The organism is Amycolatopsis sp. NPDC102522, assembly GCF_055584485.1.
Genome location: NZ_JBVJLY010000007.1, coordinates 33,730 through 45,602 on the forward strand (window position 1 = coordinate 33,730; position 11,873 = coordinate 45,602).

The window sequence follows — 11,873 nt, forward strand, 5'->3', positions numbered from 1 at the left end:
AGCAAGGCGTACGAAGTCTAGGTCCGCTGACGGTGTGACCGCCACCACTTACGCAGGGTGATGAGCGCGGCTCACCGTCCTGGCCCCGGATGCAATGAACGGGACTTTCATTGCGAATTTTGCAATGAAAGTCCCGTTCATTACACGGGTACGGGGCGCTACCAGGTGCGCAGGGTGACGATCCGCTCTTCGAGCTGTTCCACCGTCGCCATCGCGGTCGGCGGCCCGCCGCAGATCCGGCGGAGTTCGTTGTGGATCGCGCCGTGCGGCTTCCGCGTCCGGTGGTGGATCACGCCCACCAGCGCGTTCAGCTCCTTGCGCAGGGCGCCGAGCCGCTCGCTGACTGACTGAGGCCGCGCGACCGGCGCGGCTTCCTCGGCCTTCGGCTTGCGCCGCTTGTCGTCGGAGAGCTGCTCCTCCTGCCGCTTCCGCAGCAGGGCGCGGACCTGGTCCGGTTCGAGCAGCCCCGGCAGGCCGAGGTACTCCTGCTCCTCGTCGGAGCCGGAGAACACGGCGGTGCCGAAGGAGTTGCCGTCGTAGATGACCTGGTCGAGCTCGGCGGAGGCACCCAGCGAGGTGAACGCCTTCTCCTCCTCGCCCGGCTCGTCCTCGGTGCGGTTGGCCTGGGCGAGGAGCTCGTCCTCCCAGCCGTCCTTCTCGCGGTGCGGCTTGCCGAGGACGTGGTCGCGCTGCGCCTCCAGCTCACTGGCCAGTTCCAGCAGCACCGGCACGCTCGGCAGGAAGACCGAGGCCGTCTCGCCGGGTTTGCGCGAACGCACGTACCGGCCGATGGCCTGCGCGAAGAACAGCGGGGTCGACGCGCTCGTGGCGTAGACGCCGACGGCCAGGCGCGGGACGTCGACGCCTTCGGACACCATCCGGACCGCGACCAGCCAGCGGTCTGTCGAGTCGGCGAACTCCTTGATCCGCCCGGACGCCTTGGGGTCGTCGGAGAGGACGACCGTCGGGGTCTGGCCGGAGAGGCGCTCCAGGATCTTGGCGTAGGCGCGCGCGGACTCTTGATCGGTGGCGATGACCAGGCCGCCGGCGTCCGGGATGCCGTTGGCGCGAAGCTGCGCGAGGCGCGTGTCCGCGGCCTGCAGCACCGCGGGGACCCATTCGCCCGCCGGGTCGAGCGCCGTGCGCCAGGCCCGCGCGTTCTGCTCGGCCGTCAGCGGCTCGCCGAGCCGCGCGGTGAACTCCTCCCCCGCGCTCGTGCGCCAGGAGGCCTCACCGGAGTAGGCAAGGAAGACGACCGGCCGGACCACGCCGTCGGCGAGCGCGTCGGCGTAGCCGTAGGAATGGTCGGCCTTGCTGCGCTGGAAGCCCGAACCGTCGGGCTCGTAGGTGACGAACGGGATCTGCGAGTCGTCGCTGCGGAACGGCGTCCCGGTCAGCGCGAGACGGCGGACGGCGGGCGTGAACGCCTCGCGGACCGCGTCGCCCCAGGACTTCGCGTCACCGCCGTGGTGGATCTCGTCCAGGATGACCAGGGTCTTGCGGTTCTCGGTGCGCACGCGGTGCAGCGTCGGATGCGCCGCGACCTGCGCGTAGGTCAGCGCGACACCTTGGTAGTCGCGTGACGTGGCACCGGCGCCGTTGCGGAAGTTCGAGTCGATCGCGATGCCCGCGGCCGCCGCCGAGGCGGCCCACTGGTGCTTCAGGTGCTCCGTCGGCGCGACGATGGTGATCGCTTCGATGGTCCGGTCGCTCAGCAGCTCGGCGGCGATCCGGAGACCGAACACCGTCTTGCCCGCGCCCGGCGTCGCGACGGCCAGGAAGTCCTTCGGTTTCTTCGTCAGGTACCTCGTCAGCGCACGGCGCTGCCAGGCACGCAGCGGGCGGGCAGTGCTGTCCTTCGCCGCGGGAGGCGCGCCCAGCTCGCCTCGATTGCGCTCAACCGTTTCAGACATGCCGGTTCCCCTCCTCCCTCACCCGAAACCCCTGGTCACACGCCCTGTCACAAGCGAAAACCCTCACTTTGCCAGCCGGCCGCGACGCCGGCGCCTGAGGTGAGGGCACTCCAGAGAGCCTACCTGCCGGGTCCGTGGAACGCCGGAAGCGCCACCCCCGTTGTCGGTTTACTCACCCGAAAACCCAGGGGTGACGAGCCGAATGCCCGCGCATGGACCATGCTTGACACCGTCAAGGGCGCCAGGCGCCGGCGGAGGAGCTGCATGAGCGAGGAGAACGGCCGTCCCGAAACGGCCGCCGGGCGGGCACCGGCCGCCAAGGTGCCCCGCAAGGGGCCGTTGCGCCTGCTCAGCCGCACGCTCAACAAGGCGTGGGAAGGCAACATCTTCTCCGAGGCCGCCGAAGCCGCGTTCTGGCAGACGCTGTCCCTGCCACCGCTCCTGCTGGGTCTCCTCGGCTGTCTCGGCTTCGTCGGCGACTGGTTCGGCCAGGAGGTCGTGACCGCGGTCCACGACCGGATCATCACCTTCAGCAAGACGATCTTCAGCGACAACGCCGTCCACGACATCATCGAGCCGACGGTCAACAGCATCCTGTTCGTCGGCAAGGGCGAGATCGTCTCCATCGGCTTCCTGATCTCCCTGTGGGCGGGTTCGTCGGCGATGTCCTCGTTCGTCGACGCGATCACCGTGGCGCACGACCAGTACGGCGTCCGCAACGACGTCTGGCAGCGGATCTTCTCGCTGCTGCTGTACCTGGCCGGGCTGGTCATCCTGGTGGTCGGGCTGCCGCTGCTGGCGATCGGGCCGGACCTGCTCCCCCAGTTCTTCCCGAACGACTGGCGCGACACGGTGGCGTTCTGGGTCGGCACGCTGTACTACCCGGTGCTTGCCGTGATGATCGTGCTGGCGCTCACCACGCTCTACAAACTCTCGCTGCCGCGTCGGCTGCCGTGGCACCGCGGGCTGCCGGGCGCGATGCTCGCCATGGGCGTTTTCCTGCTCTCCAGCATCGGGCTGCGGATCTACCTGAACTGGATCACCAAGACCGGCTACACCTACGGCGCGCTCGCCGCGCCGATCGCGTTCCTGCTGTTGATGTTCTTCATCGGGCTCGCGGTGGTCGGCGGCGCGTACTTCAACAGCGCGATCCAGGAACTGTGGCCCGCCAAGGCCACGAAACGCCAGCGCCGGAAATGGCGGCGGCTGGAAATGGAGCGCGCCGGGGAACGGATCCGCGCCGAAGAGGGTCGCAAACTGTGGGAACGGACGACGGTCCCGCTGCGCCGTCCCCGCCAGAACGGCGATTCTCCCGAAGGTGACGCCGAACACGCGTCGGAACAATCGGTGAACGAAGAAACGCAGAGCGAAACCGATCAGGTGACAGAACGGCGAAATTGACGTCGTCCGGGGGACGACCTCATCCCGAAGTCGTACTCCGATTCCACCCGTGGTGTGAATCCAGTCCACCCTCCGCCATGAAAAGCTCGCGGTAATCGCACGTTCCGAATCGCCTTTCTGGGGGATCCCGTCATGTCCACGCTGGCCAGACTGAGCCTGCGCAACCGAAGTCTCATCGGGCTGCTCGCCCTGGTGGTGATCGGCTTCGGCGCCTTCGCCCTGCCACAGCTGAAGCAGCAGCTGTTCCCGTCCCTGCAGTTCCCGCAGGCGCAGATCATCACGCCGTACGCGGGCGCCTCACCGGACGCGGTCGACCGCCAGGTCACCGAGCCGCTCGAAGGCGGGCTGCAGGGGTTGAAGGGGCTCGAAGAGCTGAACTCGTCGTCGTCGGAAGGACTGTCGCGGATCACCGCGCAGTTCGAGTTCGGCACCGACATCGACGCGGCCGTCGGGCAGATCCAGCGCGTCGTCGACGGGGTCAAGGCGCGGCTTCCGCAGAACAGCGAGCCGTCGGTTTCGGCGGGGTCCACCGACGACCTCCCGGTCGTGCTGCTCGCCGCCGGGACCACCGGTGACCCGCAGGCGCTCGCACCCGCGCTGACCGGGGAGGTCGCGCCGGAACTGCGCAAGATCGACGGCGTCCGCGACGTCGAGGTGACCGGCGCGCGGCAGCCGCGGGTCACCATCGCGCTGGACTACGCGAAACTGGCCGCCGCGGGCGTCGACCCGTCGTCGATCGCCACCACGCTGCAGACCGCCGGTGCCGCCGTCCCGGCCGGGACGCTCACCGAAGGCGACAAGACGCTCACCGTCCAGGTCGGCGGCGGACCGACCACAGTGGACACGATCAAGAACCTCTACCTGACGCCGTCGGCCACCCCGGGAGCGCGTCCCGGCGCCCAGGCTCCCAAGCCGGTGCAGCTCGGCGACGTCGCCGACGTCCAGGCCGGGTTCGCGCCGCCGACGTCGATCACGCGCACCAACGGCAAGCCGAGCCTCGGCCTGTCGATCACCATGGTGGAGAACGGGAACGCGGTCGCGATCTCGGAATCGGTGCGGGACAAGCTGCCCGAGCTGTCGAAGAAGATCGGCGCCGAGATGAGCGTCGTGTTCGACCAGGGCACCCCGGTCAAGGACGCGATCAGCGGGCTGACCACCGAAGGCCTGCTGGGACTGGCTTTCGCGGTCATCGTGATCCTGCTGTTCCTGATGTCGCTGCGTTCCACGCTCGTGACGGCGGTGTCGATCCCGCTTTCGGTGGTCGTGGCGCTCCTGGCGCTGTGGACCGGTGATCTGTCGCTGAACCTGCTCACCCTCGGCGCGCTCACCATCGCCATCGGGCGGGTCGTCGACGACTCGATCGTGGTGCTGGAGAACATCAAACGACATCTGGCGTACGGCGAGGAGAAGCAGCGCGCGGTCCTCGACGGCGTGCGTGAGGTGGCGGGAGCCGTAACCTCGTCCACCCTCACCACCGTCGCGGTGTTCCTGCCGATCGCCTTCGTGGGCGGGTTCGTCGGCGAGCTGTTCTCACCGTTCGCGATCACAGTCACCGTGGCGCTGCTGGCGTCGCTGCTGGTCTCGCTGACGATCGTGCCGGTGATGGCGTACTGGTTCCTCAAGCCGCCCAAGACCCCTGCGAACGAGCACGAAGCCGAGCTCATGCGCCTGGCCGCCGAGGACAAGGAACGCCGCGGGCCGCTTCAGCGCGGGTACGTGCCGGTGATCCGGTTCGCCACGCAGCGCCGTGTCACCGTGGTACTGCTGGCGCTGATCATCTTCGGTGGCACGGTCGGGCTGGCCTCGCGGCTGAACACGAACTTCCTCGACCAGTCCGGCTCGACGACGCTGAGCCTGTCGCAGAAGCTGCCGCCCGGCACCAGCCCCGAAGCCAAGGAGAAGGCCGCCGGCGCGGTGGAACAGGCGCTCGCCGCCGAATCCGCCGTCGAGACCTACCAGGTGAGCATCGGCGGAGGCGGCTTCTTCGGCGGAGGCGGGACGGCGACCAACATCCAGGCCACCGTCGCCAAGGACACCGACCTCGACGCGCTCTCGGATCGCTTGCGCGGCAAGCTGGACAAGCCGGAACTCGGCGAGGTCAAGGTCGGCGCGGAAGCGGGCGGGTTCAACTCGGACCAGGTCTCGATCACCGTCACCGCACCGGACGAAGGCGCGCTGAAGCCCGCCGCCGAGCAGATCCGCCAGGCCCTGTCCGGGGTGCCGGACCTGACCGAGGTGACCAGTGACCTCGCGCAGGGTTCGCCGCGCGTGCAGGTCGAGGTCGACGCCGCCAAGGCCGCCGCGAGCGGGCTTTCGGCGACCACGATCGGCCAGATCGCGAACCAGGCCATCGCCGGCCGCACGGTGACCCAGCTGCCGGTGGACGGTCAGCGCACGGACATCGTGCTGCGCGCGGGCTCCGCGCCGGTGTCGGTGGACGCGGTCAAGGCGCTGCCGATCCCGAGCGCGACCGGCGTCGTCCGGCTGGACGCGATCGCGAACGTGTCCACAGTGGACGGCCCCGCCGCGGTGCACCGCACTTCGGGCGAGCTGAGCACCACGGTCACCGCCAAGAACACCGGCGCGGACCTGGCCGCCACCACGAAGGCCATCCAGTCCAAACTGGACGGACTGACCTTCACCGGCGGCGCGGCGTACAAGCTCGGCGGCGTCAGCGAGGACCAGCAGGAAGCCTTCGGGAACCTGTTCCTCGCGCTGCTGGCCGCGGTCGCGATCGTGTACCTGATCATGGTGGCGACGTTCCGCAGCCTGATCCAGCCGCTGATCCTGCTGGTGTCGATCCCGTTCGCGGCGACCGGCGCGATCGGGCTGCTGCTGGCCACCGGGACCGCGCTGGGCCTGCCCGCGCTGATCGGGATGCTGATGCTCGTCGGCATCGTGGTGACCAACGCGATCGTGCTGATCGACCTGATCAACCAGTACCGGGCTTCGGGGATGAGCGTCGCGGACGCCGTCGTCGAAGGCGGCAGGCGACGGCTGCGGCCGATCCTGATGACCGCGGCGGCGACCATCTTCGCGCTGGTCCCGATGGCGCTCGGCCTGACCGGCCAGGGCGGGTTCATCGGGCAGCCGCTGGCGATCGTGGTCATCGGCGGGCTGGTCAGCTCGACCCTGCTGACGCTGATCCTGGTGCCGACGTTGTACACGATGGTCGAGACGCGGAAAGAGAAGCGTCGCGCGAAGAAGGACGCTCGGCGGTCGCGGTCTTCGGAGGCTCCGGCTTCCGAGACGCTGACGCCCGAGCCGACTTCGTAGCTGGCTCGTGAGTGGCTAGGACGGTTCTAACCGTCCTAGCCACTCACGAGACCGCGAGACCTGGGGGCGGGGGAGGAAGGCACGCCGGGCCGGTGGGACGCCCGGCGTGCCTTTCGTCGCTTCGCGTTTAGTCGACTAATTGCGCCGACGCGGGCAGGGCCCCGTGTCTCGAACCGTGACTCGCGTGATTGGAGCCGGAACTCGCGTGCTTGGGGCCGTGACTCGCGTGCTTGGGCCAGGTACGCGTTCAAGCACGCGAGTTACGGCTCCAAACACGCGAGTTACGGCTTCAAGCACGTGAGTCACGGCTTCAAGCACGGGGTTCACGCCTTCCGGAACCGCCAGGTCTTGCTGTCGAACGCCACGCACCACGAAGGCGACAGCACGACCACCCGCAGCGTCCCGTCGGCGGCCACGTCGATGCCCTCGGTCTCGAAGTTCCCGCTGCAGGTGCTCTTCAGCGGCAGCTGCCCCAGCGAGGTCACCCGCCCGGTCACGTCCGAACCGGACAGCGCGCCGGAAAGATCGACCTGTAGCAGCGGCTTGGTCGTCCCGAAGAGCGAGCCCTCGGGATCGTCGGACGCGCACAGCAGGCGCGTCGCGGTGACGAAGTCGCAGCCCTGGATGTCCCGCACCGGCTTGTCGAGCCGGATCGCGGACGAGTACGGCAGGTTCGCCGACGGGTTCGTGTGCGCGACGCCGGGCATCGGGTGCACGAGGAGCCTGTCCATCGTTCCCCACTCACCCGCCACCATCCAGCGCGCGTCGGGTGTCACGGCGGCGAACGAGTTGTTGTTCGCTTCCCAAGACTCCAGCGCGTGCTTGTAGTTCGCCCATTTCCCGTCGGGCGACTCGACGCGGAAGAGCTTCTCTCCCCTGTCGTCACGCTGGTACGGCTCGACGTACCAACCCTGGGCGGAGCCAGGGTCGCCGACATGCTTCCAGCCCTGAGAGGCGAGGTCGACGGGAACGGTCGTGATCCCGGTGTAGCGGTAGATCGTCCCGGAAGGCCGCTCGATGGTGGCCAGGCCCTGGCCCTCGTCGAGCGGGCGGGCGTTGTCCGAACCGACCGTGGTCCAGCCTGTGACGGCTTGGGCGGCGGCGGGTGAGAACACCGCGACCAACGCGGCGATGGCGAGCACGATCCCGGTTCTACGCATGAAGGCTCCGTCCCGGCGGGGTTTCGCTGGCGGGTACTGATTACCAGCGATCACCGGGACGGGCAGCCACCATGTGAAGGATTTTCAGATTTTGTCCGGTTTCGGACACCGGACGGACGGCTGTCAGTCGCCCGGCTTGAGACCGTCGTAGATCTTCTTGCAGTCGGGGCAGACCGGCGAACCGGGCTTCGCCGACTTCGTCACCGGGAAGACCTCGCCGCACAGCGCCACGACGTGCGTGCCCATGACCGCGCTCTCGGCGATCTTGTTCTTGCGCACGTAGTGGAACATCTTCGGCGCGTCGTCATCGGTGCCGTCGGTGCCCTCGGGACGGGTATCCGGCTTCGGAAGGGTCTGTGTACTCACCCCTCCATAATGCCCCAAATCCTCCTGCGCACACCGGCGACCTGGCAGGATCTCGCCCATGTTCCAGAAGGTGCTCGCGACATTCGGTTCGGGCGGGGCGAAGATCGACGCCCGGCTGCTCGACCGCTCGGTCTCCCCCGGCAGACCCCTGCGCGGTGAGGTCCTGCTGCTCGGCGGCGAAGTCGATCAAGAGATCAACGGTCTCTCGGTGAAGCTGCTCGCCCGCGTCCAGACGCCGGACGAGCGCTCCCCCGGCGTCGAGGACCTCGAGTTCGGCACCCAGCAGCTGGCGGGCAGCGAGCGGATCGGGCCGGGCCAGCAGGTCCGGATCCCGTTCGAGGTCGCCCTGCCCTGGGAGACGCCGATCTCCAGCGTCTTCGGCAAACCGCTGAACGGGATGGCCGTCGGCCTGCAGACCAGCCTCGACATCGCGAACTCCGTCACCGACCCGGTCGACGTCGACGGCGCCTCGATCGAGCCGTTGCCGGCTCAGAAACGGATACTGGACGCCTTCAGCCGGATCGGCTTCGTCTTCCGCGAGGCCGTGCTGGAACGCGGCCGGATCAACGGCGCGACCCAGCAGCTCCCGTTCTTCCAGGAGATCCGCTTCACCCCGTCGCCGCGGTTCGCGCCCGTCTTCACCTCGGTGGCGGTGACGTTCTTGTCCTCGCCGTCGGAGACGCAGGTCGTGCTGGAGGTGACCAAGCGGGTCCGGGTGTCCAAGACCGGCGGGTTCGGCGGGCGCGGGCAGGAGTTCCTCGGCCTGTTCAAGGTCGAACACGCCGCGCTGGACCGGGTCAAATGGGAGCCACAGCTCGAAGGGTGGTTGCACGAGGTGGCCAAATCACGCGGAATCTTCGACTGAGATGGACTGGCCGACAGCGATCACCAGGCTCGGCGGCGATCACCGGATCGCCGCCGTCGCGTGGAACGACCTCCGGACCCGCTACGCCGAGCCGCATCGTCGCTACCACGATCTGCGGCACGTCACGGCCGTCGCCCGCGACAGCGGGGCCCTCGCCGTCGCCTTCGGCCTGAGCGCCCGCGAGCGTGCCCTCGTCGCCGTCGCCGCGTGGACGCACGACGTCGTCTACGACGCCCGGCCCGGCGAGGACGAAGAGGCGAGCGCGGCCTGGACCCGCGAGGAGCTCACCAACGCCCGGGTCCCGGCAGCCGACGTCACCCGCGCGGAGGACCTGGTCCTCAGTACGATCCACCACTCCGCCCCGGACGCCGACCTCCTCGCCACGGCGCTGCTCGACGCCGATCTCGCGATCCTCGGCGCGCCACCGGAGAGCTACGCGCAGTACGCGGCCGGTGTCCGCGAGGAGTACTCGATCTACTCCGACGAGGACTGGCGTGCGGGCCGCTCGGCCGTGCTGGAGAACCTGCTGGCCCGGCCGCGGCTGTACCGCAGCGACATCGCGCGGGCACGCTGGGAGAGCAAGGCGCGCGAGAACCTCACGAACGAACTGACCCGATGGCGTGACGCGGACCCACATCACCGATGATGTTCGTTCGTGACTCCGCAACTGTCCCTTCACGAAGAGGTCGCCTCCGCCCTCGCCGCCGGTGACCCCGTCGTCGCGCTGGAGAGCACCATCCTCTCCCACGGTCTCCCGCCCGGCCGCAACCTCGACGTCGCCCGGCGGCTGGAGAAGGTCGTGCGGGACGGCGGCGCCGTCCCCGCGACCATCGCCGTGCTCGACGGCGTCCCCCTGGTCGGTCTCTCCGGCGAGCAGCTGGAACGCGTCTGCGCGCCCGGCGCGGACCTGGACAAGCTCTCCCTGCGCGACATCGGCCCGGCGGTCGGTCTCGGCCGCTCCGGGGCGACGACGGTCGCGAGCACCGCGGCACTGGCCGCCGCGGCCGGGATCGGCGTGTTCGCCACCGGCGGGCTGGGCGGCGTGCACCAGGGCGCGGAGCTGAGCTGGGACGTCTCGGCGGATCTGGGCGTGCTCGCGAAGGTGCCGACAACGGTCGTCTGCTCCGGTGTGAAGTCGGTACTCGACATCGCCGCGACACTCGAACTGCTGGAGACCAACTCGGTGCCTGTGCTGGGCTACCGCACCGGCGAGTTCCCCGCGTTCTACCTCCGCTCGTCCGGATTCGAGGTGCCGTGGCGGGTCGACGACGCCGCGCAGGCCGCCGCCGTCATCGCGGCGCACCGCGCGCACGCGGATTCCGGGGTGCTGCTGGCGAATCCGATCCCCGAAGCGTCCGAAATGGACAAGGAACTGCACGACCGGCTGCTCGCCGAAGGGCTGGAACTCCTGAAGACGCAAGGGGTGCACGGCAAGGACGTCACGCCGGTGCTGCTGGAGCACTTCCACACCGCGAGCGGCGGCGTGAGCCTCGACGCGAACGAGGCGCTGGTGCTGTCCAACGCGGAACTGGCCACCGCGGTGGCCGTCGAGCTCGCCGGGAACGCGGCATGAGCGGCGGCAGCGGCAGCATCGTCGTCGTCGGCGACGTCGGCCTCGACGTGGTCGCGCGGCACGAAGGCCCCATCCCGCACGGGGGCGACATCCGCGCGAAGGTCCACTTCACCAGCGGCGGCGCGGGCGCGAACACCGCGCTGTGGCTGCGGGCCGAGGACACGGAGACCACCCTCGTCGCGCGGATCGGCGACGATTCCGGCGGCCGCATGGTGAAGGGCGAACTGGAAGCGGCCGGTGTCCGCTGCGAGTTCGCCGTGGACCCCGAGGAACCGACGTTCTGTGTCGTGGTGCTCGTCGACGGCGCCGGTGAGCGGAGCATGCTCGCCGACCGCGCCGCGAACGCGAAGTTCAGCCCCGAGGACATCACCGAGCAGGCGCTGGCCGGGGCGAGTCACCTGCACCTCTCGGGCTACGTCCTGTTGTACCCGTCGTCGCGGCCCGCGGCGCTCGCCTCGCTGGCGGCGGCGAAGAAGGCCGGGCTGACGACGTCGGTCGACCCGCAGGCGGCGACGCTGATCACCGATCCGGCGGCCTTCCTCGACGACGTGCGCGGCGTCGACCTGCTGATGCCGAACACCAGCGAACTCATCGCGCTGACCGGGTCGAGCGATCCCGAAGCGGCGAAAGAACTGCTGGACTACGTGGGCGAGGTCGTGGTCACCGCCGGTCTCGACGGCGCCAGCTGGGTCGACGCGGGCGGCACCATCACTTCGGTGCCTTCGCAACCGGCCGAATGCGTCGACTCCACCGGCGCGGGGGACGCCTTCGACGCCGGGGTGCTGGCGGCGTGGCTGCGCGGCGAGTCCACCGTGGAGGTCCTTCGCGCGGGCACCCGGCTGGGCGCCCGCGCCGTGGCGAAGGTCGGGCCGCAGCCGTAGCCCCCTCAGTACATGAAGGCCCCCTTCATTGCGCCTGGCGCAATGAAGGGGGCCTTCATGTACTTGGGAAGGGGCCTTCAGCCGCCGTCGATGACGCGGTGCGTAGTGCCTTCGATGCGGGTCGGTTCGGCCTGGAAACGGTTGACCGACTCGCTCTTGCGCGGCGGCCGGTCGTTGGCCACCAGCACGGCGATCCACGGCAGCGGGATCGAGATCGCGATCAGCGCCAGCGCGAGCCACCACGTCTCGTAGAAGATGCCGGCGAGGATGAGGCACGGGATGCGGAACGACATCATGATGATGTACTTCCGCTTCCGTTTGGCGAGTTGTTCTTCGTAGGACGGGGCGGCTTCGGTGATCAGCACCGGAGCGGGTTCCCTCGGTTCGGGACCGTGGGCGGGCGCGTTCACAGCACCACCTCCGGCTTCCATGCTCCCA

Annotated in this window: 10 protein-coding genes; 6 read left to right on the forward strand and 4 right to left on the reverse strand. The window is 69.3% G+C overall.

Annotated features, from left to right (window positions below; translation table 11 throughout):
* Positions 1–158: 158 nt before the first annotated feature.
* Positions 159–1,913, reverse strand: coding sequence for a DEAD/DEAH box helicase (locus ACZ6YV_RS18505; protein ID WP_465510757.1), 1,755 nt, complete (start codon positions 1,911–1,913; stop codon positions 159–161).
* A gap of 264 nt (positions 1,914–2,177) precedes the next feature.
* On the opposite strand from ACZ6YV_RS18505, the gene ACZ6YV_RS18510 reads away from it, so the two are divergent.
* Together ACZ6YV_RS18510 and ACZ6YV_RS18515 are read left to right on the forward strand one after the other, a co-directional pair.
* Complete coding sequence (locus ACZ6YV_RS18510) at positions 2,178–3,314, forward strand: YihY/virulence factor BrkB family protein (RefSeq protein ID WP_465510758.1); 1,137 nt, start codon at positions 2,178–2,180, stop codon at positions 3,312–3,314.
* Between the two features lie 132 nt (positions 3,315–3,446).
* Positions 3,447–6,590 (forward strand): efflux RND transporter permease subunit, encoded by a 3,144-nt coding sequence (locus ACZ6YV_RS18515; RefSeq protein WP_465510759.1) that lies wholly within the window; start codon positions 3,447–3,449, stop codon positions 6,588–6,590.
* Between the two features lie 323 nt (positions 6,591–6,913).
* On the opposite strand, the gene ACZ6YV_RS18520 is transcribed toward ACZ6YV_RS18515, so the two are convergent.
* Both ACZ6YV_RS18520 and ACZ6YV_RS18525 read right to left on the reverse strand, forming a co-directional pair.
* On the reverse strand, positions 6,914–7,750 hold the full coding sequence (locus ACZ6YV_RS18520) for a hypothetical protein (protein WP_465510760.1): 837 nt from the start codon (positions 7,748–7,750) through the stop codon (positions 6,914–6,916).
* Between the two features lie 123 nt (positions 7,751–7,873).
* On the reverse strand, positions 7,874–8,116 hold the full coding sequence (locus ACZ6YV_RS18525) for a DUF3039 domain-containing protein (protein ID WP_005164469.1): 243 nt from the start codon (positions 8,114–8,116) through the stop codon (positions 7,874–7,876).
* Positions 8,117–8,174: 58 nt separating this feature from the next.
* Here ACZ6YV_RS18525 and ACZ6YV_RS18530 point away from each other — a divergent pair, with 58 nt between their 5' ends.
* Genes ACZ6YV_RS18530 through ACZ6YV_RS18545 form a run of 4 tightly spaced genes read left to right on the forward strand, consistent with a single transcriptional unit; the run spans position 8,175 to position 11,435 of the window.
* Positions 8,175–8,981, forward strand: a complete 807-nt coding sequence (locus ACZ6YV_RS18530; RefSeq protein WP_465510761.1) for a sporulation protein — start codon at positions 8,175–8,177, stop codon at positions 8,979–8,981.
* A gap of 1 nt (position 8,982) precedes the next feature.
* On the forward strand, positions 8,983–9,627 hold the full coding sequence (locus ACZ6YV_RS18535; protein WP_465510762.1) for an HD domain-containing protein: 645 nt from the start codon (positions 8,983–8,985) through the stop codon (positions 9,625–9,627).
* 9 nt (positions 9,628–9,636) lie between these two features.
* Positions 9,637–10,554 (forward strand): pseudouridine-5'-phosphate glycosidase, encoded by a 918-nt coding sequence (locus ACZ6YV_RS18540; RefSeq protein WP_465510763.1) that lies wholly within the window; start codon positions 9,637–9,639, stop codon positions 10,552–10,554.
* Positions 10,551–11,435 (forward strand): carbohydrate kinase family protein, encoded by an 885-nt coding sequence (locus tag ACZ6YV_RS18545; protein WP_465510764.1) that lies wholly within the window; start codon positions 10,551–10,553, stop codon positions 11,433–11,435. Before ACZ6YV_RS18540 ends, ACZ6YV_RS18545 begins: the two co-directional genes overlap by 4 nt.
* Positions 11,436–11,512: 77 nt before the next feature.
* Here the strand turns inward: ACZ6YV_RS18545 and ACZ6YV_RS18550 are convergent, their stop codons facing one another.
* Positions 11,513–11,866 (reverse strand): DUF3099 domain-containing protein, encoded by a 354-nt coding sequence (locus ACZ6YV_RS18550; RefSeq protein ID WP_378236635.1) that lies wholly within the window; start codon positions 11,864–11,866, stop codon positions 11,513–11,515.
* Between the last annotated feature and the right edge of the window lie 7 nt (positions 11,867–11,873).

Bases quoted from the DNA above. Each gene is read 5' to 3' on its own strand.
- ACZ6YV_RS18505 (WP_465510757.1), bottom strand. From the start codon at position 1,913: ATGTCTGAAACGGTTGAGCGCAATCGAGGCGAGCTGGGCGCGCCTCCC.
- ACZ6YV_RS18530 (WP_465510761.1), top strand. From the start codon at position 8,175: ATGTTCCAGAAGGTGCTCGCGACATTCGGTTCGGGCGGGGCGAAGATC.
- ACZ6YV_RS18515 (WP_465510759.1), top strand. From the start codon at position 3,447: ATGTCCACGCTGGCCAGACTGAGCCTGCGCAACCGAAGTCTCATCGGG.
- ACZ6YV_RS18545 (WP_465510764.1), top strand. From the start codon at position 10,551: ATGAGCGGCGGCAGCGGCAGCATCGTCGTCGTCGGCGACGTCGGCCTC.
- ACZ6YV_RS18510 (WP_465510758.1), top strand. From the start codon at position 2,178: ATGAGCGAGGAGAACGGCCGTCCCGAAACGGCCGCCGGGCGGGCACCG.
- ACZ6YV_RS18535 (WP_465510762.1), top strand. From the start codon at position 8,983: ATGGACTGGCCGACAGCGATCACCAGGCTCGGCGGCGATCACCGGATC.
- ACZ6YV_RS18520 (WP_465510760.1), bottom strand. From the start codon at position 7,750: ATGCGTAGAACCGGGATCGTGCTCGCCATCGCCGCGTTGGTCGCGGTG.
- ACZ6YV_RS18550 (WP_378236635.1), bottom strand. From the start codon at position 11,866: ATGGAAGCCGGAGGTGGTGCTGTGAACGCGCCCGCCCACGGTCCCGAA.